The sequence below is a fragment of the Fictibacillus terranigra genome (genome assembly GCF_030412265.1).
GTDB lineage: Bacteria > Bacillota > Bacilli > Bacillales > Fictibacillaceae > Fictibacillus_C > Fictibacillus_C terrinigri.
Genome location: NZ_JAUHLN010000002.1, coordinates 1,084,160 through 1,106,742, shown reverse-complemented (window position 1 = coordinate 1,106,742; position 22,583 = coordinate 1,084,160). Strand labels below are relative to the sequence as shown.

Sequence of the window (22,583 nt, the reverse complement as noted above, 5' to 3'; positions counted from 1 at the left end):
AGATTTGAGGGGAATCCATGACCACCAAGACAACTTCCACATTCGAAATACAGACTGGAAACTACCGATTTACATTTTTAAATAGCGGAGATCTGTTTGAAGCCGTTCATCAAGGGATCATGATAAATCAAGTGCAGTCCAATCCTATTGATGGGTCGCTGAATAACCTGTATCTCCGGATTCACAGTGAGGGAGGCATTCAATTTTACCCGTTGCTTGGCAGCCGTTCGGGAAGCAAAATCAGCCATACGGACTCTCAAGTAGTTTGGGAAGGAGCGATCGCCGAAATAGATTACAAGGTTACTTTTTCTCCGACCGAACAAGGGATATGGTTCTGGGAGGTAGAAACGGCAGGAAACGGTGTGACGATTGATATTATCTATGCACAGGATATCGGTCTTGCTGATCAAGGGGCTGTGAGGACAAACGAGGCATTCGTCTCTCAATATGTAGATCACTCGGTTTTTGAAGACGAAGAAAAAGGATATGTTGTATGTTCGCGGCAAAACCAGCCAAACTCTGTAGGCTTTCCTTATCTGCAGCAAGGTTCTTTAACGAAAAGCACCGGTTTTTCCACGGACGGATTTCAGTTCTTCGGTCTTTCCTATAAAGACAATGATGAACCAGAAATCTTGAAAAAAGACGAACTGGCAAATGAAATCTATCAATATGAATTTGGATTTATTGCTCTTCAGTCGTCCAAGGTATCACTTTCGGGAAAAGAACAGTTTGTTTTTTACGGGCTGTATAAAGAAAATCATACAGAGGCCGTTGCAGAGCTAGACTATCAACAGGAAATTCAAATGGCATGGGAAGGGATTAAGAATCTAAAGCAAGAAGAATTTACAACTTTAGGCAAAGTGAAGCGATCGTCCCTGTTAGGGGATCCGCTTTCGTCTCTCTCTTATACAGAAAAGGAAGTTCAACATCTGTATCCTGAACGCCTGATGGAAGAATATGATGGTGATGAACTGCTCTCCTTTTTTACCGGTACCTATGAGCATGTGGTGCTGAAGGCGAAAGAGCGGATTGTAGAGCGGCCGCACGGACATATTATTGTGTCCGGAAACAATGTAGGAATAACGGAAGAAGTGATCACGTCCACCTCCTACATGTATGGAGTCTTCAACTCTCACATCGTTAAAGGGAATACCTCGTTTAATAAAATGATCACGAACACGAGGAATCCTCTGAATGTGATGAAAACCTCTGGGCAGCGCATCTATGTGGAGATGGATGGGCAATACCGTTTACTCACGATGCCTTCGGCCTACGAGATTGGATTTAATTATGCCCGCTGGTTCTATAAAACCGCTGATGATACACTGAGAATTACTAGTTACACCACAGTGGATTGTCCTGAAATTCACATGGACGTCCATTCGTTGAGCGGGAAGCGTTACCGTTTTCTCGTAACGAATCAGATCTCCATGAACAACAATGAATATGATGTTCCGTATCATATGGAGACAAATGGAAACGTTCTCTCGTTCATTGCCGATAAATCATCTGATAGCGCAGCCGCTTATCCCAAGCTTCGTTATGACATGAAGATAACAGGTACTGGGATGAAGTTAAGAGACGAACGGATTTTTGGAGACAGCATTGAACCAGGTTCGGGTTCACTCGCCGTGATTGAACTGGAGGAAGCCAGTCATTGGTCGCTATCTGTTCAGGGGCAGCTTTTTGGAGAAAAGTCCCTGTTTATTGAGAAAGATCCAGAAAGAGAAATAAAGCGATTCCGGGAATTCTATCGAAAGGTGAACAACGGCTTTCATGTAAGCCGCCATGGAGCGTCCAACGAAGAACTGCAGAAGGTAAACGCGATCTCATGGTGGTATACACATAACATGCTCGTTCATTATTCTGTTCCGCACGGATTGGAACAGTATGGGGGCGCCGCGTGGGGAACGAGGGACGTTTGCCAGGGGCCGGCAGAATATTTTACAGCAACGCAAAATTATGATGCTATCCGTGAAATCATTAAAACTGTCTACTCCCACCAGTACGAAAGTACAGGCAATTGGCCGCAGTGGTTTATGTTTGACCGTTATTACAAAATACAGCAGCAGGAGAGCCACGGGGATATTATCGTTTGGCCATTGAAGACGCTCAGTGATTATTTAAAAGCGACAAATGATTACAGCGTGCTTGAGGATCTCATCCCTTACACTAAAAATAGCGGCGAATTCACCAGCGAAAAACAATCTCTTATTGCCCACGTAAAAAAACAGATTGAGTATATTAAGAACAACTTTTTGCATGGTACTCATCTCTCGTCTTATGGAGATGGAGATTGGGATGATACCCTCCAGCCAGCGAATCAACAGCTCAAGCAATATATGGTCAGCAGTTGGACTGTATCATTAACCTACCAGGTAATAAAGCAGTTTTCCAAACAGCTTGAAGATTTTGATCCAGTGCAAGCGGACGAGCTGAAGGCCCTGGCCAAAGGAATTGAGTCTGATTTTAATCAATACATTCTTTCAGCGGGTGTCATTCCTGGCTTCATATACATGGAAGAGCCGGGAAAAGAAGAACTGATGCTGCACCCAACGGATAGGAAGACGGGCATCGAGTATCGGCTTCTGCCTATGACACGCAGTATGATCAGTGAGCTTTTAAGTCCGGAGAAAGCAGAGGAACATTATGAACTGATCAAACAGCACATGTTCTGCCCGGATGGTGTAAGGCTCATGAACCGCCCTGCCCATTATGCAGGAGGTGTAAGCACTCATTTTAAACGTGCAGAACAGGCAGCCAACTTCGGAAGAGAAGTGGGACTTCAATATGTTCATGCTCATATTCGCTTTGTAGAGGCAATGGCCAAGCTCGGGAAAACTGAAGAAGCATGGGATGGGCTGTCTCTCATCAACCCGATCGGGATTCAAAGCGTAGTGCCGAACGCAGAACGAAGACAAAGCAACGCGTACTTCAGCAGTTCGGACGGTAAATTTAACACGCGCTATGAAGCACAGGACCGCTTTAATGAACTCCGTGCAGGAAAAGTTCCTGTAAAAGGCGGCTGGCGCATTTATTCGAGCGGACCAGGAATCTTTATGAACCAGCTCATTTCAAGTTGTTTAGGGGTCCGGAAAGAAGAAAATACACTTGTAATCGATCCTGTTCTTCCGAAAAGACTGGATGGACTTGTCTTTCATTTCCACGTTAACGGTGTGCCGGTTTCATTCCGCTATCATCTCAATGGGAATGCGGAGAGCAGTGTATCCGTCAATGGTAAACAGATATCGGCCGTCCGCCTGTCGAACCGGTACCGTAAAGGCGGTTTTACGATACCGCTGAGCGAACTTGAAGCTGTCCTAAAAACGGATGCGGAAACAAATATAATTGACGTAAGGCTGTAGACGTAACTCTAACAGAAATTGCCATCATAATGACAAAACGTTATATAATGAAGATAGCGTTTTCATTGACAGATTGGAGTGTGCCCAGGTGGTTAGTATTAAGGATATTGCAAAAAAAGCGGGTGTTTCCATTTCAACGGTATCTTACGCCTTGAATGGAAGCCAGAAAGTTACTCAGGAAACCTCGGCTAAGATTTTAGCGATCGCTAAGGAATTAAATTATATACCCAATGCAGCCGCCCGAACACTCAAGAAACGGGAAACGAAAATTGCGGGTGTGTTCTTAACGAATTACAGCGGGGCTTTTTACGGGGAACTGCAGCAGGGGATGCTCGATCAGCTTTCCTGCCACGGGTATGAGCTGATTGTTTGCAGCGGAAAAGAATCCCATCGTTTTCTTCCTGAAGGAATGATTGATGGCGCTATCATCCTGGATGCCAACTTTTCAAGTGAAGAACTGATCAGTTACGCAGACCGAGGACATAAGCTCGTCGTTTTAGACCGTGAATTGGAACATGATAATATCACTCAAGTGTTGCTCGACAACAAAACCGGAGCGAAGCTCGCGGTTGATTATGCCTTAGATCTGGGACATAAAAAGCTCATCATCGTGACAGGTCCGAAAGATTCCTTTGATTCCAATCAACGTTTGAAACAGGCAGTGGTGACAGCACAAAAGAACGGGCTTGATTATACGGTTATCAACGGAGACTTTAATAAGCCATCGGGAGAAAAAGCGGCGAGGGAAATCGCTGAATCCTTCTCCGGACCCGTTGCTGTCTTTTGTCTGAACGATGAGATGGCGATCGGCATGTATAATTACTTATCCAAGACTGAATACCGGATAGGAGAACATATTCATATTATCGGATTTGATAATATTGAGGTTGCCCACTATACTCATCCGCGTTTAGCGACCATCGATTACTCGAAGCGGGAGTGGGGATCAGCAGCCGCCGAGCAGCTGATTAAATTGATTCGAAAAGAATCAGCAGCTGCAAAGAAAGTCGGCGTAACGCTTGTCGAGGGTGAATCCGTCGGCAGGCTCTAGGAGAGCCATATTGTTTTAAAAAAAGGAAGGCGTCCGTTAACCGGCTGCCTTCCTTTTCCTATTGTCGAAAGTGGTTTTGGAACTGCTTCACAATCCCTTCAGCTAACATATCTGCCATCTTCAAGATATGGTCATCGCCCAGATCATATGCTCTATTGTCCCCGCTCCAATCCTTTTTAAGACGGGCGACAGCCTGGTCATTAACAAATTTCAGATGAATGTATAACATTTGTTTCACCTCTAATCCGGCGAACGCGCTGACAATATAGCTTCGAGTCCATGTTACATCTTTGAAAGCTGTTTTTTCATTCTGTTTTCCTCCTTTGATGAACTTTCTGTGTTATTTTTGGAAATTCTGCCTAAATTTATGAAAAATTATTGAGTTTCGGTCTATAATGAAGTAGTATGAAAGTATTAAAAATCGGAAGGGTGAACAAAGGGCGATGAACAACTAATCTTATTCCTTGAAAAAACATTCGTATAAACAATTACGATCATTATTTTTCTGGATAGGATTAGTACAGCCTTTTTGTGCCCAAAAGATATGTGCCCTGCTTGTGTGCATGTTCTCTGTCTTATTGCGGCGTTTCAAAAAGCCTCCTGTCCAGAATGATGGATCAGGAGGTATTTTTTATGAACGAAACAACAGCTACACCAAAAGTTGGTATGGGTGCCCTATTTCAGAACCGGTTTATCCGGACGATCTTGCTGTCTGTCTTTTTTCTGCAGATCGGCATATGGGTGAGGAACTATTCCATCCTGCTGTATGTTATTGAAAAGACGAACGAAAATCCGGTGGCGGTTTCCCTCATCTCAGTAGCGGAATTTGCACCGATCTTTCTGTTTTCCTTCATTGGAGGGACATTTGCTGACCGCTGGAGACCGAAGCGGACGATGGTATGGTGCGACCTTTTAAGTGCTGTATCGGTATTTGCCGTTCTTCTAACCTTGCTGCTGGGAAGCTGGAAAGTCATTTTCTTTGCGACTCTTGTCTCTTCCATCCTATCTCAGTTCTCGCAGCCATCCGGCATGAAGCTCTTTAAGCTCCATGTTCCGGCAGAGCTTGTTCAGATGGGGATGTCCATGTATCAAACGGTTTTCGCTCTGTTTATGATTCTCGGACCGATCATCGGAACATTTATCTATCAGCACTTCGGGATTATGGCTGCAATTGGAGTGATGGGAGTAGCGTTCTTGTTATCGGCAGGTATCCTTTCACTATTGCCGCCTGACCGTGAAGCTGAAGAAGTAAAAGTCAAAACAACATTAATGCAGGAGATGAAGGACGGTTTCCGCTATGTGTTGGGAAGCAAGCCTTTGTCTTTGCTGGGTGGCTGTTTTGCAGCTGCCGGACTTGCGATCGGTTTAACCCAGCCGCTCGGTGTCTTTTTGATTACTGAACGGCTTGGACTTCCTAAAGAACAGCTGCAATGGCTGATGGCAGCCTTTGGAATTGGTATGATTCTTGGAGGCGGCCTTACCATTTCGATGTCGAAGAAAATCATGCCTCAAGTGCTGCTTGCGATGGGGCTTGCGGCGAGCGCCATTGGCTTTATCGGAATGGGCATGTCGAAAGTCCTCTGGCTGACACTTGCCGCTCAATTCTTTTCCGGACTCTTCATGCCATGCATCCATATCGGAATTAACACGATGATTCTGCAAAATACTGAAGAAGCATTTATCGGGCGTGTAAATGGCATCCTAAATCCGCTTTTCATGGGAGCGATGGTCATCACGATGTCAGTTGCCGGCTGGATGAAGACGCACGTATCGATCATTCTGATCTATCAAGTAGCTGCTCTCCTTCTTTTTGTAGGAGTAGCCACCTTGCTGCCTCTTATGAAAAAGCGTGAGGTAAAGCAGGAAATCAGAGGAGAAATATAGAAGGGATGAACGCCTGGTTATAGAACCGGGCGTTTTTTTCATATCTTAGAAGGAAGCCGTGTTTGAAGGAGTGAGGATATGAAGCAAAAGGGCGACTCTTTATATAAAGTGTGGATCGCGTTGTTCGTGTTGACCATTTTCATTGGATTGCTGACCGTCTGGATTGATATTGCCTGGGTTAAAAAAGCCCTATGGTCTGTGCTGCTGCTGTTCAGCATGATCGCAGCCGCAGCAATGTACCCGGGATCCAAAGATTCTTCCAATAAACATAAGGACAATGTAACCAGTATCCACGAATTAAAAAAGAAAAAAGGCCGAAGAAAAGGAATGTAGCAGCGGGGGAGTGGTGAAACAAAACATGCTTGCAAAAATAATAAAGTTCGCTAACAAAGAAAAACGGATTCGAGCTGTGATCTTAAATGGCTCTCGTGTGAACCCCAACGCACCAAAAGATATTTTTCAGGATTATGATGTTGTTTTTATTACAGAGGATGTGGCGTATTATATTGAAAACCGGAACTGGATACGACCATTCGGTGAAATCATGATCATGCAGACACCTGATGCAATGGCAATGGGTACCGCAGAGCTGGGGGAAATCAGCGGGAAGTATACATATCTGATGCAATTTATGGATGGTATGCGCATCGATCTTACATTTTACCCAGCTGGAAAGGTTCAGGATTTGGTCCATGACAGCTTGAGTAAGGTGATCCTGGACAAAGACGGCATATTGCCTGAACTTCCTGAACCAAGTGATCAGGACTACATAACGAAGTGTCCGTCAGAAAGGGAATTCCTGGATTGCTGCAACGAGTTCTGGTGGGTCAGCACTTATATTGCCAAAGGACTATGGAGAAAAGAGCTGCCTTATGCCAAGGCAATGTTTGACGGTCCAGTCCGTAATATGCTTATACTCATGCTGAAATGGCAGATTGGATTGAGGCATGATTTCTCGGTGGATTCCGGAAAGCACGGAAAGTATTTTAAATCTTACCTTGAGCCCGAGATGTATGGACAGTTGCTGCAAACCTATTCAGATGGACAGTATGAAAATATCTGGGAGGCCCTTTTTGAGATGGGAAGGCTGTTCCGGAGAACGTCGCAAGACCTTGCGGGACGTTTAGGGTTTCGCTATGCGGAAGATGAGGATCATCACGTTACGGCATATTTGAGACACGTCCGGCACCTTCCTTTCGATGCGGAAAAGATGTATTAAACTCTACAAACACAATGGGTTTCTTTTATACTTATTAGAGAGGGGGATACCGTTGTCTAAGATGATTCAAAGTACGAACGAGGTTCGTGCAAAACGGAAGGAACTTCGTGCTGATTGTGAAAATTGCTTCGGGCTCTGCTGTACCGCACTGTCTTTTGCTAAATCAGCCGATTTCCCCGTCAATAAAGATGGAGGCGTTCCGTGTTCAAATTTAACGGAAGATTTTAAATGTTCGATTCACCAAAAATTAAGGCGAGAAGGGTTTAAGGGCTGTTCGGTCTTTGATTGTTTTGGCGCAGGACAAATGGTTTCGCAAATGACGTTCGAAGGAAAGGACTGGAAAACGAATCCGGAACGTGCCCGCATGATGTTCTCTGTTTTTCCTAAAATGCAGCAGCTGCAAGAAATGCTCTGGTACCTGGAGGAGGCTAGGTCATTAAAAACATCCTTTCCCATCCTTGGTGATTTGGGATCGGTTCTTGAAGAGACAGAGAGACTGACACGGCTTGCACCAAAAGATTTAATAGAACTGGATATACCTGCACACCGGGCAGTGGTCAATGAGCTTCTTCTAAAGGCAAGTGAACGGCACCGCCGTCAGCTTGCATCCACCCCAAAACATGCTGTGCGAAGGAAAGCCTTTGGCCGGGGGCTGGACTTTATGGGAGCGGCTCTGAGAAAGGCTGATTTCCGAGGAGCTGATTTCCGAGGTGCTTTTTTTATTGCTGCTGATCTAAGGGAAGCGGATTTAAGGGATTGTGATTTGATCGGGGCAGATTTTCGAGACTCCGATTTAAGAGGAGCGGATCTGACAAGCAGTCTTTTTCTCACACAGGCTCAAGTGAATGCGGCGAGGGGAAACAGCCGGACGAAGCTTCCGTCCATGCTTCAAACGCCGAGCCATTGGGAATAGAAGGAAGAGGTGAAAGGATGCAATATAAAAAACTGGGCAGTACAGGATTGGATGTTTCAACGATTTGTTTAGGAACGATGGCGTTTGGCCGGTGGATTGACGAAAAGGCATCGCTTTCCATCTTGGACAGTGCAATGGAACAAGGGATTAACTTTATCGATACGGCCAATTATTATGGAAAAGGCCAGGACACTGAGATTCCATACGGAACAGGCGAGTCTGAAGAAATTATCGGCCGGGCATTAAAAGGTAGAAGAGATCGCGTCGTGCTGGCAACAAAAGTAGGTATTCGTATGGGCTCCGGAAAGAATGAGTCTGGTCTTTCCAGAGCTCACATTATGAAGGAAGTTGAAAAATCTCTAAACCGGCTGCAAACGGATTACATTGATTTGTACCAGGTTCATTTGTTTGACCACACCACACCTTTGGAAGAAACCCTTCGGACGCTGGATGATCTTGTCCGCAGCGGTAAAGTAAGGTATATCGGCTGTTCCAACTATGCTGCTTGGCAGATCATGAAATCTCATGGGATCAGTGAGAGGATGAATCTTGAGAAGTATGCTTCCGTACAGCCGCAATATAACCTTCTGTCACGGGAGATTGAACAGGAGCTGCTGCCGTTTTGTGAGTCTGAAGGGGTTGGTGTGATGGTATACAGCCCATTAGGCAGGGGGATGTTATCCGGAAAATATTATATTGCCGGAGATGTTCCAGCAGAAAGCCGTGCGGCGAAGGGAGAACGGCTCATACAAAATTATTTCACTCCCCGCAATTTTGAACTCGTTAGAGAGTATCGTGAAATGGCTGAAAGAAACGAGGTAAGTCTTTCACAATTCGCACTGTCTTGGGTGTTAAACCAGCCTGCGGTCACCTCTGCCATTGTTGGAGCCAGCAAGGTTCATCATGTCACTGACGCGGTTAAGATCAGTGACTGGCGCTGGACCGAGGACATGCTGGAGGAAGTAAATCGATTGAAATAGAATCTAAAAGAGGCGTCAATTGAAATTTCGGTGTGAAGGCCTACAATCATGGAAGAAGTTTACCGGAAATTACGATGCCGGCCACAATGTCAGTTATGCTGCAAACAACTATGCATGGATCAGCTGCTGGGGGAGTTTCTTCATAAGGCCGGATGGGGCTACAACAGGAAGACTTGCAAAGAATAGAGCAGGGATCTTGATCTCTACCGTTGACCTGAACCAGGAATACTATGATTCTACTAAAGCATGGCGGAAAAACGCGATGAACAACAAATTTCACAGCCGGACTCTCGTACATGATCCCCGAAATGCAAAACGAGGGGAACTATAAAAAGAGAGTTTTTGGGTCTTATTCGGACCATACAAAAAGGCAGTGCTGTGAGTGCACTGCCTTTTTGACTCGGTTTAGTTTGGCACAAACTGAAGTTCATAACGCACTTTATAGAGACCGTTCGCTTTTGGCTGCTCAAGTGGAATAGTATCAACATATAGTGTGTATTCACCAGGTTCAATGGTAAACTCCAGGCTGTTCGCCCCAACGCTTGAGACCATAATCCCTTCTGATTCAACCATAAATGGGAGAGAAAATGTTCGGGTGGAATTTACGTTTTCGTCATAATGCATGGGTGAGGAGACAGCAATCTCACATTTGTAATCGGAAACCGCCTCGAATGAAATGACCCCTTCACCCAGTATATATCCCCGTTTAATATCAGCATCTGTCCAGTCTAAAAAGGGTTTCATGATTCCTTTGTTGTATACAATCAATTGGGAATAGGAAACAGTTAGCTTACTGATCAAATCGGCGTACCTCCTTTAAGCTCGTTAATCGCTCTTTATGTTTACCTTATTGAACGATAAATAAAACCCTGGTTCCGTCGGGATCATTTTCGGCCTGATTGCCCACCCAGGCGCCTGCACCTCGATTATCGGATGGGGATATGTAACGGATGTCAGCCCCGTAGCCGCCTTCCTCACACATCGCCATCGGCCACTCATCACGGTCATACCCTGTTTTTGCAGGATAACCGGCAAGGGATTCTTCCCGTCGCTGGTCTGCCCCGTCACGGTCTATCGTACATATGGCAGAATGTCCTGCTTCAATGGCATCACGAATGTGGTCACCGGTTTCAGGGTAACGTGATAATGGGAAATAAAGGGTTTTGTCGTAAGCGGCAGCAGCTTGAACCGTTTGAGTTTCCTTTTGGGACGATAGATGATCTACTCCAGTCAGTATACCTGCTGCAGCTGCCACGCTGAACAATAAGGCTTTCATTTTCTTCCCTTGCAGAAAAAATTTTTTCATCACCCTCCAAATGGATTTATGTCCTCTTACTCCTAAATTGTAGGTCTATAACATTAAATTAGGTTTAATGGAATGTTAAGGGATTTTATCGGTAGATAGGCCAAATGTAGAATTGACGTTGTTCCTCATAAAAAATTAGGAAAGCTGTCCTGGGAAACTTGTTTTTATCCATAAAGCAAAAGGAGGAGAAATATATGAAAACCTATATAGCGTGGCTCAGGGGAATTAATGTCGGGGGTCATAAAAAGATAAAGATGGAGACACTGCGTGCGCTTTTGGAATCATTAGGGCTTCAAAACGTTAAAACCTATATTCAGAGCGGGAATGTAATCTTTCAGTCAGCTGAAGAGGAGACTCGGCTTCAGAAAAGAATAGAATCTAAAATTATTGAGGAATTCGGTTTTGAAGTAACCGTTATGCTGAGAACTCAGCAGGAATTGGAGGATGCCATTCAAGAGGCTCCATTTAAGGCTGATGAACTGAAGGATGGAGAGACACTTCATATCGTTTTCCTGTCAGAAAAGCCTGCTGATGCTGCGGTTGACGTGCTCGTTCCCTATAAGAACGAGGATCTCGATTATGAAGTGATGAACCGGGAACTCTACCTGCTATACCGAAAAAGCATGAGGGACATTAAGTTTCCTGTTCAGAAATTAAAAATCCCTGGAACGATGAGAAATTGGAACACGGTGAATAAGATGGCTACGATGGGAAAGGCCATTGACCAACAATGAGGAGGGGAAATACATGGCAGTAAGAGAAGCAGAGTGATGGATATTCTTGAACTGCAGATAAGACGGAGAGCTTTTTGATGCCCGCAATGTTTAGAGTGCTTTCTTATGAAGAAGACGAATCTTACATGCGAATTATCGCCTTGAGAATTCCGCAATCAAAAGGCCGGTCAGCAGGTGCTTGAACAGGCAGATGTATGGGCGCACGCCCAGAGGGGATCCTTAAGCTGGCTTTCTATATAAGAGTTGAAAAAGCAGGAGGGGACAAATGATAGTAAGAGAACTGGCAGCTGATGACGCAGAGGAATATTGGACACTGAGATTGGAGGCATTGATGCTTTCTCCGGAGGCATTCGCAACGAGCTATGAGGAAGCCGTAAAGCGAAAGAATCCGATAGAGCAAGTGAAAGGAAATTTCAGCGCTGATGGGAGCCATACGTTCGGTGCCTTTCTCGACGGAGTCATGGTCGGTATGGTTACTCTAATGCAGGAAAGGCATAAAAAAATGAGCCATAAAGCGAACATTTTTGCCATGTATGTGACCTCCCGCAGCCGAGGAAAAGGAACAGGCAAAGTGTTAATGGAGGCTGCCATACAAAAAGCAAAGGACATGAAAGAGATCGAGAAGGTCAACCTGACCGTTGTTTCAAGCAACGAAAGCGCAAAAAGGCTATACAGCAGCTTGGGTTTTGTATCATACGGAACTGAAACAAGAGCGTTGCAGGTTGGAAGCGTTTATTACGATGAAGATCATATGGAATTGTTTCTGAAGTAAATACAGTAAGGCATGCTGGCTCTCATGTGATGAGAGCCAGTTTTTTTATTACCCTGGAAAAGCCTTACTTCCAAAATAACGCTCCTTTAAAATGACGAGGTGATGTTTCTCATGGCCGGCGATGATAGAAGCTATGGCTCTGACGGTAACCTCTGAACCATTTGCGTTTCCGCTTCGTGTCCAGGCTTCTTCCTCAATACTTTTAATCAGCAGGATCGTGGACTGTCGGACGATCTGATACTGTTGCAATAAATCAGAAAGAGGCTTTCGGTTAAAGGAGGCCTGCTCCACATAGGCGTTTTCATCAAAACCGGGAAGCAATCCTTTATCGCCGCGTGCGATGGAAAGAAGACGATACGACATGATTCGCTCTGTATCCGTCATATGGCCGATGACTTCCTTTATGCTCCATTTATCTGGACCATACTTGAAAAGTGCTTGTTTCTCAGAAAGCCCTTGAACCATTTGCTGTGTTTGTTCAGCCTGTTCTTCTAGAATAGTCACGATCTCCTGGTTAGGCAGCGTTGCTATGTATCTCTCATAATAGGAATCATATTCATTAGTTTTTGGTTTACTTCTCATATTTTCACCATCTCCTTAGATACGTGGAAGGCTGCCAAGTATGGTTTGGCGCGTATTTAGCGTGAATCGGCGCGTAAACCAGCATGAGCGCGCATTTTCTGCTATGGTTATGAAGATTTCTTTAGTTCGGCCGCACTGCGGGCCTTCGGTTTCTTCGATGAAAGGTAGACTCCGGCAAAAATGATAAGGAGGCCGATAATTAAATTGGGAGTTACCGGTTCTCTCAACAGTACATATCCCCAGATCATGGCGCTTGCCGGGATAAGATAGGTCACAGTAGCAGCAAATTCTGGACTGCCATTCTTGTTCAAGTAAAAATAAATGAGCTGTCCAAGGCCGGATCCAAAACAGCCGAGGCCGATCAGGGCAAACAAAGGCTTAAGATGAAGAAGCTGCTGGAAATGCACCGGTTCTGTAAAAACAACGCCGATCAGGCCGACCGCAGCTCCGGTCAATAACGTGAAAAAAGTAATAACCGTAACACCGACTCCTGACAAATATCTTTTGGTGAGCTGGCCGGATAGGCCATAACAGATGGCGGCAAGCAGCATCGTGCCGATCCCGACAAACTGAGTTCCGAAAAGATGGCCAAATTGAAAGTCCATAAGGACCAATATTCCGAAAAAGCCGATGAGAATGCCAATCCACTGCTGTTTGTTTAACCGGTAGGAGAACAAAAAGAAACCAATTAAACCCGTCCAGATCGGAGTGGTCGCATTTAAGATGGAAGCGGTATTGGACTGAATGACCGTCTCACTTAACGAAATGAGTCCCCAGGCGAGACCGCAGTTGAAGATTCCGATGATAACAAGCCATTTGAGAGGAAGGTTACTCTGTATCTCTTTTCTCTTGCTCCATACTATTGGGAGAAGAATCACCGCCCCCGCCAGTGTACGTAAAAAAACGATTCCCCATACACCTGCAGGCTCAAGCAGCCATTTCATAAAAACGAAAGATAATCCCCAAATGAGGCTTAAGCCTGCAAGTGCTCCATATAATCGAATCATGTATTTTCCTTCTTTCTCATTAGGGTTTCAACTTAATTATCGTAATGCAAATGACTAAAAAAGGAAAGGTCTCTTGTCTCTTTTCGATTCCATTAACGTTTGTTACTATAATTGGAAGAGTTTGCAAATGAAACGGTTGGAGCTGAAGACAATGGTTCGTATAGGAAATCTGGAGGCAACGACAGAACGATTAGTGATCAGACCTTATAAAACGGTTGATTATAGCAATTGGTATCATCAATATGCCCATTGTTATGCAGCGCTCAATAAGTTTGATGAAGGCAAGATCGACTTGTCTGATTATACCGAAGTCTGGTTTGATGAAATGGTTAAAAAGCACCTGCACTTTATGAATAAAGACGAAGCCTATATTCTCGGTGTGTTCAAAATCGAAGATGGTGCCCATGTAGGCGTAATAGATGTCTCTACCTTGATGAGAAATGAATTTCAGTGGGGAAGAATAGGTTATACTATTTTAAATACATACTGGCAGCAGGGCTATGGAAAAGAAGCAGTCAAAGCCGTTCTAGACATGGCTTTTACCCAGCTTGGTTATCACCGGATTGAAGCACACATCAACATGGATAATACAGCCTCCATCAAATTAGCTGAATCAGCAGGTATGGAATTCGAATGCGTAAGGAGAGCTTTTATTTTTGAGTTTGGGGAATGGACCGATCATCTCGTTTATTTTAGGAATGCTAAGCAGGAGTGAACGAGCATTGCCTGGTAAAAAAGCCCATAAGCAAATAGTCGTGCAAACTGTGCAATTTTTTGATAAGATTAAGCGTGTTAATTTTTAAATCAAGCAACAGAAGCCTTACGTAAATGAAAGGGTTTTCTAAGAAAGGTGGAACCGTTTTGGACGCTTATTTACTTCTCGTAACGTTACTCGCCATTATAATCGTTATTCTTGGTGTATCCTGGTTACGGTGGCATGCATTTATCAGTTTACTCGTGGCCAGTTTGTTCCTGGCTATTGCGACAGGGTTGTCTCTGGACAAGATTGTAAGCGCCTACGAGACCGGGGTAGGCGGTGTGTTAGGGCATTTGGTCGGTATCCTGGCTCTAGGTACAATTTTAGGTAAAATGATGGCCGAATCAGGTGCGGGAATGCAGGTCGCAGATTTCTTTGTGCGCAAGTTCGGAGTGAAGAAACTTCCATGGGCCATGCTTTTCTCTGGCTTTATCATCGGGATACCGGTGTTCTTTGAAGTTGGAATTCTAATTGTATTGCCGCTCGTCATCTCCATCCATAAGACAACAAAGCAAAATATCTTATTGATCGCGCTGCCTGTTATCGCAGGTCTATCCATTGTTCACGGGCTTGTTCCTCCGCATCCGGGTGCGTTAACAGCCATTAGCATTTACAAAGCAAATCTTGGTACAGTTTTGATCTATTCCTTGATTATTGCGATTCCTGCGGCAATTATTGCAGGGCCGCTTTTTGCAAAATGGATCCATAAACGCGTGGTCCCACAGGGCGAAGCTGAACTGATCCGATTCAATACAAATTATAAAAAGCTTCCTAGTACAGGACTTTCATTCTTCATTATTTTGTTGCCAGTCCTATTGATGGTATTAGCTGCAATCGCACCTTACCTGTCAATATCCAAAAGTGCAGAAAAGATTATGGCGTTTATCGGAAGCCCGATCATCGCCTTGCTGATCGCGGTTTTCGCTGCGTTTTATTTCCTGGGCATCCGTCAGGGAATGGACAGGAACATGCTTAAGAAATTCTCGGAAGAAAGTTTGCTTCCGGTCGGATCGATCATCTTAATCATCGGAGCCGGCGGCGGTTTCAAACAGATCCTCATTGACAGCGGTGTAGGCAGCACCATTGGGCAAATGTCTGAGAACCTTTCGCTTTCTCCGCTAGTCTTGGCCTTCCTGATTGCAGGTTTGATCAGGATTGCTACCGGATCAGCGACTGTAGCGCTTACGACAGCTGCGGGGATCGTTTCTCCAATTATTGAACACATGTCAGGAGTTAACCTTGAACTGCTGGTTATCGCGACAGGTGCAGGCTCACTCATGTTCTCTCACGTCAATGACGCAGGGTTCTGGATGGTGAAAGAATATCTTGGATTAACGGTGAACGAGACATTCAAAACATGGACCGTGCTTGAAACCATCCTTTCTTTCGTCGCTTTTGGCGGGGCACTGCTGCTCAATTTATTTGTATAGGATGACTAGATAGTAGGATTGATTATTCCTGCTATCTTTTTTTATCTATAAAAATAAATTTTAATGGCCGCTGGTGTATTATGCAGGAACCAGAGGAGCAGTACAAAGTTGAGGTAGTAATGCAATGATACAGATGCGGCTGAAGTGTTTGCCGTTAAAGTGGATCTCTAGGAAGAATTACTAGAGCATAGATCATAAAGAGGCTGTTTTCGCATTTCTAAAAGGTTTTCAAATAAACGGTGTATTATTCAAAAGCAACGCTGATCTAAGCGCTGCTTTGTAAGGAGGATATTCTCTTATTGAGCTAAAATTGGTTAAAAAAGGCATCTGACTAGATGTCTTTTTATATTTGAAAGAACAATGTAAATGAGTCCGGATCGACGATTGCTTGGTAACCGAAGATACAGACCCTTAGTGTATATTGATTCATATTTAAGTATAGTGCTTTAAATTAATGATTTCCTCAAATTTCGCAAATAGCGATGTCTGATCATAAAAAAATAGATGAGTTGGGCCGTCAGGAAGCCTGCTAGCACGACAGCGACCTGACCTGCGATGGAAAGGCTGAAAAAGCTTTGCAGTTCCTTAAGTGATATATAGTTAAAAGTTTACTAGAAGAAACAAAAAATTCCAAAGCATTAAATTAAAAAATCCGGATGGCGAGTGTCTTTTGATTTGTTATAATGTTCAACATATAATAAGTAAAGCGAGTGATTGGAATGGATGCGAAAGAACGAGAACTGCTGCAGCTCATTGAAAAAAATGGCCGGCTGGAAACAGCGACGGTCGCCAGGCTGATGGGCATTTCAGAAGAAGAAACCATACAAATGATTGAAAAGCTTGAACATGAAAAGGTTATACTAGGCTACTCAGCCATTATCAACTGGACAAAAGGGACAGATGAAGGCGCAGTAACGGCCATGATCGATGTCAAGGTTACACCGAAGCGAGGAGTCGGATTTGATAAAGTAGCTGAGCGCATTTATCGTTTCCCTGAAGTGAAAGCGGTCTACCTCATGTCAGGTGTCTATGACTTATCCGTATCGATTGAAGGGAAATCGATGGCTGAAGTGGGGCGTTTTGTTTCTGAGAAACTATCAACCATTGATTCTGTCATCTCGACCACCACTCATTTTATACTGAAAAAATACAAGCATGACGGTCTTGTTTTCAGTGAAGATGAGGAAGATAAACGAATTGTGGTGTCGCCATGATTACAGAACAACGTTCTAAATACCTTTCTGAAACGGTAAAATCCATTAAGCCGTCCGGCATCCGCCGTTTTTTCGACCTGGCGTCATCCATGGAGAACGTTATATCACTCGGGGTTGGCGAACCGGATTTTGTGACCCCATGGAACGTGATTGAGGCAAGCTATCATTCTCTTGAACTGGGATACACTGCATATACTGCAAATGCAGGACTCCCGGAACTAAGAAAAGAGATTTCCCGCTATATGCGAAGACGGTTTGGGGTATCCTACCGGGCAGAGGACGAAATGATTGTTACGGTCGGCGCTTCACAGGCGATCGATATAGCGCTCCGTGCGATCCTTAATCCCGGTGAGGAAGTCATAGTGGTTGAACCTAGCTTCGTTTCGTATGCGCCAACGGTCACTCTCGCCGGCGGAGTTCCGGTTCCGGTTCATACGTACAGCCAGGATGAGTTCAAGCTGCAGCCTGAACACATTGAGTCGGCGGTCACCGAACGGACAAAAGCGATTCTTTTGTGCAGCCCGAACAATCCGACAGGCACCGTTCTGTCCAAGAACGACTTAGTTAAAATTGCTGAAGTGGTTGAAAAGTATGATCTGCTGGTTATTTCCGATGAGATTTATGCCGAGTTGACGTATGATGAGCCGTATACAAGTTTTTCTTCGATAGAGAGTATGCGCGACCGTACGATCCTGATTTCCGGTTTTTCGAAAGCATTTGCGATGACAGGGTGGAGGCTTGGCTTTGCCTGCGGTCCAAAAGAGATCCTCCAGGCCATGCTGAAAATTCATCAGTACACGATGATGTGTGCGCCGACGATGGCCCAGCATGCTGCGCTGGAAGCCTTGGTGAACGGACAGAAGGACGTGATCAAAATGAAGGAAAGCTACCGTCAGCGCCGCAGTCTCGTAACTCACGCCCTGGAGGAAATGGGCCTTTCCTGCCATATCCCCGGGGGTGCTTTCTACGTCTTTCCATCCATTGAAAAAACAGGCTTAAGTTCTGAAGAATTTGCCGAACAGCTCTTAATGCAAGAGAAAGTCGCTGTCGTGCCGGGAAGTGTGTTTGGAGAGAGCGGAGAAGGCCATGTGAGATGCTCGTATGCAACCTCCATACAAAAACTGGAGGAAGCGATGCGCCGAATCGACCGGTTTCTAAAGACGTTATAAAAAGGAGCTGGACAGTGGAAGCAATATCCATGTCCAGCTTTTTTGTGACTATTTTTGAGGGGGGCGCAAAAATTCATAGATCGCGGAAAAGTCTTCTTTTCCCAGGCCGTACTGGTTTGCCAGGCTGTAAATTTCTTTTGTCAGGTTGGCGATCGGAAGGGAACTGTGGTTTTGATACGCTTCACCAGTCACCAGGTTTAGGTCCTTTTGTATGTGCTCCAATGGAAATTCCACGGTGTACTCATTCGTTAGGAGCTTCTTCTTTTTGCCGGCTAGAAAAGCACCTGTGGTGGGGCCGCCGATCAGTGTTTCCAGTATGGCTTCTTTCTCGAGTCCAAGAGCCTCTCCAAAGCTAACGGCTTCTGCAAATACAGCCATCGACTGTGCGAGCATCAAGTTGACAACAAGCTTCATGGACGTCCCGCTGCCGTGCCCGCCCTGATGGTGAATGGCTTTCCCCATGGCTTCTAAATACGGACGGACCTCAACGAGAGCTTCCTCGTTACCGCCTACATGAAACACGAGCTCTCCGCGTTCAGCAGGAATTAACGAGCCGGCAACCGGTGCATCCAGAAATCGGATGTCATGCATGCTCGCTTCTTCTGCCATATGCCTCGAGAACGTGGGATTCACCGTGCTGCAATCTACCCAGATGGATCCTTTGGGGAGATGCTTTAAAAAGCCATCTTCACCCAGGGCCATGCTTTCCACCGCTTGAGGGTTGGTGAGCATTGTAATAAGAACATCGGAATGCTTGGCCGTTTCTTTCGGTGTTTCTCCCCATTGAGCGCCCCTGGCCAGTACATCCTCAGCTTTTTGCTTCGTCCGATTATACACAGTAAGCTCATGGCCTTTCGCCAGCAGGTTGCCAGCCATACGGCTGCCCATGATGCCCAATCCGATAAATCCAATCATATGATCCCTCCTTGTTTCCTCAATTCTAAACGCCATCTCGGGCAATCTCCACTCCGATGCTTTGAATCGTTTCGTCTTTTATAAAAAAAGCCTTCCTTTGTACTGGAAGGCTCTCTTTGTCTATCTATTCGACAAGCTTATTGGCTAGAAACAATATTTTCTGTTTTCTTCACTAAAAATTGCAGAGTCTGATCATACTCGCGCTTAAGGCTATCGATGATCTGCTGAACAGGGGCCACTTCCTTAACCCTGTTGACTCCTTGTCCGGCCGACCAAATATCTTTCCATGCCCTGGCATCAGAGGAATCCAGGTGGGACACATCTACGGCTTCTTTTTTCTTCAGCCGGTCAGGATCGAGTCCGGCATTACGGATACTCGAAACGAGATAGTTGGCGTTTACACCGCTGAACGCATCCGTATAAATAAGATCCTCGAAGGAGGCTTCGATCAGCATTTCTTTATATTCATTGCTGGCAAAGCTTTCAGAGGCGGCAATAAAGCGGGTACCCATGTATGCGAGATCGGCTCCGAGTGCCTCGGCGGCCAGAATATCCTGCCCGTTATTAATACATCCGGCAAGGATGGTGATTCCATCCCAAAACTCTTTTACCGCACCGATAAAGGCGATGGGATTGATGGTACCCGCATGTCCGCCGGCTCCGTTGCAGACCAGAATCAGCCCGTCAACACCGGTTTTGGCAGCTTTTTTCGCATGAACCAGATGGATGACATCCGAGAATACCAGACCTCCGTATTCGTGAACGATCTCAACCACTTCACCCGGATGACCGAGAGAGGTAATGACAACAGGAGGCTTATGTTTCCGGATAAGCTGTAAATCCTGCTTATACCTCTTATTTGTTTTATGTACGATGATGTTTACAGCCCATGGAGCAATCTTGCGTTCTGGATCCTGGGCTTTTGCTTGCTTTAATTCTTCTGTGATGCGGAGCATCCATTCATCCAGTATCTCATTCGTTCGCGCATTGAGCAGCGGAAAAGAACCGATGATGCCTGATTTGCACCCTTCAATAACGAGTTCCGGGCTTGAAACGAGAAACATGGGGGCAGAAATGACTGGCAGTTCAAGCTGATTGACGAAATGTTCCGGTAATTTCGCGGACATTGATATTCCCCTCTCTTTCATTAGCTGAAATAAATGAATGAAGTCTCATTCATTTTCACAAAGCAAAACTGGCGATTTCTTATATATTTAAAGTACTTTACCCCTCGTGATCGGTCAAGAGTAAACGGTTACAAAATTTCCAGGAATCCATTCTATGATAGAATGGGAATAAATACTAACCGAAAAAGGAATGGCCATAAAATGAGAACATTTAAACATTGCCAAAGCTGTGGAATGCCTTTCACAAGAGATGAAAAAGGAGGAGGGACAGAACGAAACGGTGAAAAAAGCAGAATGTATTGCAGTCATTGTTACGAGAATGGAAGTTTTGTAAACCCTGATCTTACTGCCGAAGAGATGAAACAGAGGGTACAGGGGAAGATTGTGGAGTTTGGTGCCCCTCGTTTTATGGCAAAGTTCTTTACAAGAAAGCTTCATCAATTGGAAAGATGGAAATCAAACTGAATCCATTCCGGAAGGGGATGATAGGATGTCCAAAAAAGTGATTTTGGCAGGAGGCTCAGGGTTTCTGGGTGAATCTTTAGCTCGGTTTTTACTGAAAAAGAGCTATAAGGTAATTATTTTATCTAGAAAACCAACCCGGTCTGAAAATGGGCTTCGTTATGTTCAATGGGACGGCCAGCAGATTGGGGAATGGTCTGCAGAAATGGATGGATCCTACGCGGTGATCAATTTCACCGGGAAAAGCGTGAATTGCATTTATACGAAGAAAAACAGGCAAGAAATCGTTTCGTCTCGTTTGGATTCGGTAAAGGTGCTTCGGGAAGCGGTTAAGCAGTGAGGCTCTCCTCCCCAAGTTCTTATTCAAGCAGGATCACTTGCCATCTTTGGCGACACAGCACTCTTATGTGATGAAGACTCGCCGTATGGAGCAGGATTCTCAGTTGGAGTCTGTGAGCAGTGGGAAGCTGAATTCTTTAAAGAACCGATGGATGGAACAAGGCAGGTACTGCTGAGGATTGGATTTGCCTTAGGAAAAAACGGGGGGGCACTCGAACCGCTTCAGAAGCTTGTGTCTTTAAACCTGGGCGGTACCGTGGGTTCGGGAAAGCAATATATCAGCTGGCTGCATGTGGATGATTTGAACGCCATGTTTTTAGAAGCGATGGAATCGGATCGTTATTCAGGAATCTATAATGCAACCGGCCCCCATCCGGTCACGAACAAGGCGTTCATGAAAACGTTGAGGAAAGCCATGGGAAAAGGCTGGGCTCCTCCAGCACCGTCACCTTTTGTCTGGTTGGGCGCTTATACGGTTATGCGAACCGAACCAAGCCTTGCATTAACCGGCCGGAATTGCGTGCCGAGAAGGCTGCAGGAAAATGGTTTTCAATTTACATATACCGATCTGGAAGAAGCGCTGCGGGACCTCGTATAAAAAACCCGCTAAAAATCTTCTCCGGGTATAAGACACTCTTTGAAGAGTTATTATTAAATCGTTGCCATCCTTGGTCCGAACGGCGCAGGGAAACGACAACCATTTGCATGATGCTTGGATTGATGGAAACGGAAAGCGGTGTAGTGCAGCTTTTTAATAGGGACCCGAGGGAAAAAAACGGAAAGAGAGAAGTCAGGAGCGATACTTCAAGCTTCAAGTGAAAATCGGATTGAGGCAACGCTGAAGATAAAGGCTGGATATAAAAAAGCGACCCGAATTAAAACTTGGGTTGCTTTTTTTGATGGAATGGATTAAATCCGGGAAAGTAATCCTTCAATCTTCGCTTTTGCTTCCTCAGGTGCTTCTATTTCCAGTACGATTTTCTTGAACTCAAAGCCTTCTAGATCTAAGATCAGAACATTTTTGTGGTTTGAATAGGAAAGAAACACCCATTCATTGTCATATAGGAAACGGCCGTGCTTTACGTTTTTGCCGATACCGGACGTCCCCACACGAAAGGCTAGCGGATTGATCTTAAATTCATCTATTTTTACACTTTGGATGGCTGAGAGGGGAACCTTAATTTCTTTTTTCAACGATGCCGCAGCCGTCATGCCTGTAAAATGGATAATGAGTTTATCGTTCAAATACTCAATATATTTGCTCATAGTTTGAAAAACCTCCTTTTATAAGTTTGACGTTTAAAGTAGAAATATCGTTCGTATAAAAAATATTTTTTAAGTATAAAAAACAGATGCT

Annotated in this window: 24 protein-coding genes and 1 pseudogene; 17 read left to right on the top strand and 8 right to left on the bottom strand. The window is 44.9% G+C overall.

Going from position 1 to position 22,583, the window contains the following annotated elements:
- Window positions 1–17: 17 nt before the first annotated feature.
- Together QYF49_RS13570 and QYF49_RS13565 are read left to right on the top strand one after the other, a co-directional pair.
- Window positions 18–3,365 (top strand): GH36-type glycosyl hydrolase domain-containing protein, encoded by a 3,348-nt coding sequence (locus tag QYF49_RS13570; RefSeq protein ID WP_290400108.1) that lies wholly within the window; start codon window positions 18–20, stop codon window positions 3,363–3,365.
- 88 nt (window positions 3,366–3,453) lie between these two features.
- On the top strand, window positions 3,454–4,416 hold the full coding sequence (locus QYF49_RS13565) for a LacI family DNA-binding transcriptional regulator (RefSeq protein ID WP_290400107.1): 963 nt from the start codon (window positions 3,454–3,456) through the stop codon (window positions 4,414–4,416).
- Between the two features lie 58 nt (window positions 4,417–4,474).
- On the opposite strand, the gene QYF49_RS13560 is transcribed toward QYF49_RS13565, so the two are convergent.
- Window positions 4,475–4,645, bottom strand: coding sequence for a hypothetical protein (locus QYF49_RS13560; protein WP_290400106.1), 171 nt, complete (start codon window positions 4,643–4,645; stop codon window positions 4,475–4,477).
- 404 nt (window positions 4,646–5,049) lie between these two features.
- Here QYF49_RS13560 and QYF49_RS13555 point away from each other — a divergent pair, with 404 nt between their 5' ends.
- The 6 genes from QYF49_RS13555 (at window position 5,050) to QYF49_RS13530 (ending at window position 9,743) form a co-directional block, all read left to right on the top strand.
- On the top strand, window positions 5,050–6,300 hold the full coding sequence (locus QYF49_RS13555; protein ID WP_290400105.1) for an MFS transporter: 1,251 nt from the start codon (window positions 5,050–5,052) through the stop codon (window positions 6,298–6,300).
- Window positions 6,301–6,378: 78 nt separating this feature from the next.
- Window positions 6,379–6,633 carry a hypothetical protein gene (locus tag QYF49_RS13550; RefSeq protein ID WP_290400104.1) on the top strand — a complete coding sequence of 85 codons (255 nt, stop codon included), beginning with the start codon at window positions 6,379–6,381 and terminating at the stop codon, window positions 6,631–6,633.
- A gap of 25 nt (window positions 6,634–6,658) precedes the next feature.
- Window positions 6,659–7,519: an aminoglycoside 6-adenylyltransferase gene (locus tag QYF49_RS13545; RefSeq protein WP_290400452.1), complete on the top strand. Its 861-nt coding sequence runs from the start codon at window positions 6,659–6,661 to the stop codon at window positions 7,517–7,519.
- A gap of 61 nt (window positions 7,520–7,580) precedes the next feature.
- The gene (locus tag QYF49_RS13540) at window positions 7,581–8,432 is read left to right on the top strand and encodes a pentapeptide repeat-containing protein (RefSeq protein ID WP_290400451.1); all 852 of its coding nucleotides are present in this window, start codon (window positions 7,581–7,583) and stop codon (window positions 8,430–8,432) included.
- A 17-nt stretch (window positions 8,433–8,449) separates the two neighbouring features.
- Window positions 8,450–9,412 carry an aldo/keto reductase gene (locus QYF49_RS13535; RefSeq protein ID WP_290400103.1) on the top strand — a complete coding sequence of 321 codons (963 nt, stop codon included), beginning with the start codon at window positions 8,450–8,452 and terminating at the stop codon, window positions 9,410–9,412.
- A gap of 19 nt (window positions 9,413–9,431) precedes the next feature.
- A complete protein-coding gene (locus QYF49_RS13530) occupies window positions 9,432–9,743 on the top strand; it encodes a hypothetical protein (protein WP_290400102.1) in 312 nt (103 codons plus the stop codon).
- Between the two features lie 74 nt (window positions 9,744–9,817).
- Here the strand turns inward: QYF49_RS13530 and comJ are convergent, their stop codons facing one another.
- The gene (comJ, locus tag QYF49_RS13525; protein ID WP_290400101.1) at window positions 9,818–10,213 is read right to left on the bottom strand and encodes a competence protein ComJ; all 396 of its coding nucleotides are present in this window, start codon (window positions 10,211–10,213) and stop codon (window positions 9,818–9,820) included.
- A 46-nt stretch (window positions 10,214–10,259) separates the two neighbouring features.
- Window positions 10,260–10,718 (bottom strand): NucA/NucB deoxyribonuclease domain-containing protein, encoded by a 459-nt coding sequence (locus tag QYF49_RS13520; RefSeq protein ID WP_290400100.1) that lies wholly within the window; start codon window positions 10,716–10,718, stop codon window positions 10,260–10,262.
- A gap of 194 nt (window positions 10,719–10,912) precedes the next feature.
- On the opposite strand from QYF49_RS13520, the gene QYF49_RS13515 reads away from it, so the two are divergent.
- Together QYF49_RS13515 and QYF49_RS13510 are read left to right on the top strand one after the other, a co-directional pair.
- Window positions 10,913–11,452: a DUF1697 domain-containing protein gene (locus QYF49_RS13515; RefSeq protein ID WP_290400099.1), complete on the top strand. Its 540-nt coding sequence runs from the start codon at window positions 10,913–10,915 to the stop codon at window positions 11,450–11,452.
- A gap of 268 nt (window positions 11,453–11,720) precedes the next feature.
- Complete coding sequence (locus tag QYF49_RS13510; RefSeq protein WP_290400450.1) at window positions 11,721–12,224, top strand: GNAT family N-acetyltransferase; 504 nt, start codon at window positions 11,721–11,723, stop codon at window positions 12,222–12,224.
- A gap of 48 nt (window positions 12,225–12,272) precedes the next feature.
- Here the strand turns inward: QYF49_RS13510 and QYF49_RS13505 are convergent, their stop codons facing one another.
- Together QYF49_RS13505 and QYF49_RS13500 are read right to left on the bottom strand one after the other, a co-directional pair.
- The gene (locus QYF49_RS13505; protein ID WP_290400098.1) at window positions 12,273–12,806 is read right to left on the bottom strand and encodes a DinB family protein; all 534 of its coding nucleotides are present in this window, start codon (window positions 12,804–12,806) and stop codon (window positions 12,273–12,275) included.
- A gap of 107 nt (window positions 12,807–12,913) precedes the next feature.
- Window positions 12,914–13,813 (bottom strand): DMT family transporter, encoded by a 900-nt coding sequence (locus tag QYF49_RS13500; RefSeq protein ID WP_290400097.1) that lies wholly within the window; start codon window positions 13,811–13,813, stop codon window positions 12,914–12,916.
- A gap of 127 nt (window positions 13,814–13,940) precedes the next feature.
- Here QYF49_RS13500 and QYF49_RS13495 point away from each other — a divergent pair, with 127 nt between their 5' ends.
- From QYF49_RS13495 to QYF49_RS13480, 4 genes are all read left to right on the top strand, one after another.
- Complete coding sequence (locus QYF49_RS13495; RefSeq protein WP_290400096.1) at window positions 13,941–14,528, top strand: GNAT family N-acetyltransferase; 588 nt, start codon at window positions 13,941–13,943, stop codon at window positions 14,526–14,528.
- 146 nt (window positions 14,529–14,674) lie between these two features.
- The gene (locus QYF49_RS13490) at window positions 14,675–16,000 is read left to right on the top strand and encodes a GntP family permease (RefSeq protein ID WP_290400095.1); all 1,326 of its coding nucleotides are present in this window, start codon (window positions 14,675–14,677) and stop codon (window positions 15,998–16,000) included.
- Window positions 16,001–16,719: 719 nt separating this feature from the next.
- Window positions 16,720–17,214 (top strand): Lrp/AsnC family transcriptional regulator, encoded by a 495-nt coding sequence (locus QYF49_RS13485; RefSeq protein ID WP_290400094.1) that lies wholly within the window; start codon window positions 16,720–16,722, stop codon window positions 17,212–17,214.
- Window positions 17,211–18,383, top strand: a complete 1,173-nt coding sequence (locus QYF49_RS13480) for an aminotransferase (protein ID WP_290400093.1) — start codon at window positions 17,211–17,213, stop codon at window positions 18,381–18,383. The genes QYF49_RS13485 and QYF49_RS13480 overlap by 4 nt, the downstream gene beginning before the upstream one ends.
- Before the next feature lie 48 nt (window positions 18,384–18,431).
- Here QYF49_RS13480 and QYF49_RS25775 read toward each other — a convergent pair.
- Window positions 18,432–19,355 (bottom strand): annotated as a pseudogene (locus tag QYF49_RS25775) (NAD(P)-dependent oxidoreductase); the annotation flags it as partial.
- A gap of 80 nt (window positions 19,356–19,435) precedes the next feature.
- Window positions 19,436–20,425, bottom strand: coding sequence for an NAD(P)H-dependent flavin oxidoreductase (locus QYF49_RS13465; RefSeq protein ID WP_290400092.1), 990 nt, complete (start codon window positions 20,423–20,425; stop codon window positions 19,436–19,438).
- A 201-nt stretch (window positions 20,426–20,626) separates the two neighbouring features.
- On the opposite strand from QYF49_RS13465, the gene QYF49_RS13460 reads away from it, so the two are divergent.
- The 3 genes from QYF49_RS13460 to QYF49_RS13450 all read left to right on the top strand — a co-directional run bounded on the left by QYF49_RS13460 (window position 20,627) and on the right by QYF49_RS13450 (window position 21,824).
- Window positions 20,627–20,890: a zinc ribbon domain-containing protein gene (locus QYF49_RS13460; RefSeq protein WP_290400091.1), complete on the top strand. Its 264-nt coding sequence runs from the start codon at window positions 20,627–20,629 to the stop codon at window positions 20,888–20,890.
- Between the two features lie 25 nt (window positions 20,891–20,915).
- On the top strand, window positions 20,916–21,227 hold the full coding sequence (locus tag QYF49_RS13455; protein WP_290400090.1) for an NAD-dependent epimerase/dehydratase family protein: 312 nt from the start codon (window positions 20,916–20,918) through the stop codon (window positions 21,225–21,227).
- A 147-nt stretch (window positions 21,228–21,374) separates the two neighbouring features.
- Window positions 21,375–21,824: a DUF1731 domain-containing protein gene (locus QYF49_RS13450; RefSeq protein WP_290400089.1), complete on the top strand. Its 450-nt coding sequence runs from the start codon at window positions 21,375–21,377 to the stop codon at window positions 21,822–21,824.
- Between the two features lie 311 nt (window positions 21,825–22,135).
- Here the strand turns inward: QYF49_RS13450 and QYF49_RS13445 are convergent, their stop codons facing one another.
- Window positions 22,136–22,492, bottom strand: a complete 357-nt coding sequence (locus tag QYF49_RS13445) for a hypothetical protein (RefSeq protein ID WP_290400088.1) — start codon at window positions 22,490–22,492, stop codon at window positions 22,136–22,138.
- Between the last annotated feature and the right edge of the window lie 91 nt (window positions 22,493–22,583).

Excerpts from the sequence above, each read along its gene's own strand:
- QYF49_RS13570 (WP_290400108.1), top strand. The coding sequence starts at position 18 with ATGACCACCAAGACAACTTCCACATTCGAAATACAGACTGGAAACTAC.
- QYF49_RS13560 (WP_290400106.1), bottom strand. The coding sequence starts at position 4,645 with ATGTTATACATTCATCTGAAATTTGTTAATGACCAGGCTGTCGCCCGT.
- QYF49_RS13555 (WP_290400105.1), top strand. The coding sequence starts at position 5,050 with ATGAACGAAACAACAGCTACACCAAAAGTTGGTATGGGTGCCCTATTT.
- QYF49_RS13550 (WP_290400104.1), top strand. The coding sequence starts at position 6,379 with ATGAAGCAAAAGGGCGACTCTTTATATAAAGTGTGGATCGCGTTGTTC.
- QYF49_RS13545 (WP_290400452.1), top strand. The coding sequence starts at position 6,659 with ATGCTTGCAAAAATAATAAAGTTCGCTAACAAAGAAAAACGGATTCGA.
- QYF49_RS13540 (WP_290400451.1), top strand. The coding sequence starts at position 7,581 with ATGATTCAAAGTACGAACGAGGTTCGTGCAAAACGGAAGGAACTTCGT.
- QYF49_RS13535 (WP_290400103.1), top strand. The coding sequence starts at position 8,450 with ATGCAATATAAAAAACTGGGCAGTACAGGATTGGATGTTTCAACGATT.
- QYF49_RS13520 (WP_290400100.1), bottom strand. The coding sequence starts at position 10,718 with ATGAAAAAATTTTTTCTGCAAGGGAAGAAAATGAAAGCCTTATTGTTC.
- QYF49_RS13515 (WP_290400099.1), top strand. The coding sequence starts at position 10,913 with ATGAAAACCTATATAGCGTGGCTCAGGGGAATTAATGTCGGGGGTCAT.
- QYF49_RS13505 (WP_290400098.1), bottom strand. The coding sequence starts at position 12,806 with ATGAGAAGTAAACCAAAAACTAATGAATATGATTCCTATTATGAGAGA.
- QYF49_RS13500 (WP_290400097.1), bottom strand. The coding sequence starts at position 13,813 with ATGATTCGATTATATGGAGCACTTGCAGGCTTAAGCCTCATTTGGGGA.
- QYF49_RS13495 (WP_290400096.1), top strand. The coding sequence starts at position 13,941 with ATGAAACGGTTGGAGCTGAAGACAATGGTTCGTATAGGAAATCTGGAG.
- QYF49_RS13485 (WP_290400094.1), top strand. The coding sequence starts at position 16,720 with ATGGATGCGAAAGAACGAGAACTGCTGCAGCTCATTGAAAAAAATGGC.
- QYF49_RS13480 (WP_290400093.1), top strand. The coding sequence starts at position 17,211 with ATGATTACAGAACAACGTTCTAAATACCTTTCTGAAACGGTAAAATCC.
- QYF49_RS13465 (WP_290400092.1), bottom strand. The coding sequence starts at position 20,425 with ATGTCCGCGAAATTACCGGAACATTTCGTCAATCAGCTTGAACTGCCA.
- QYF49_RS13460 (WP_290400091.1), top strand. The coding sequence starts at position 20,627 with ATGAGAACATTTAAACATTGCCAAAGCTGTGGAATGCCTTTCACAAGA.
- QYF49_RS13455 (WP_290400090.1), top strand. The coding sequence starts at position 20,916 with ATGTCCAAAAAAGTGATTTTGGCAGGAGGCTCAGGGTTTCTGGGTGAA.
- QYF49_RS13450 (WP_290400089.1), top strand. The coding sequence starts at position 21,375 with ATGGATGGAACAAGGCAGGTACTGCTGAGGATTGGATTTGCCTTAGGA.
- QYF49_RS13445 (WP_290400088.1), bottom strand. The coding sequence starts at position 22,492 with ATGAGCAAATATATTGAGTATTTGAACGATAAACTCATTATCCATTTT.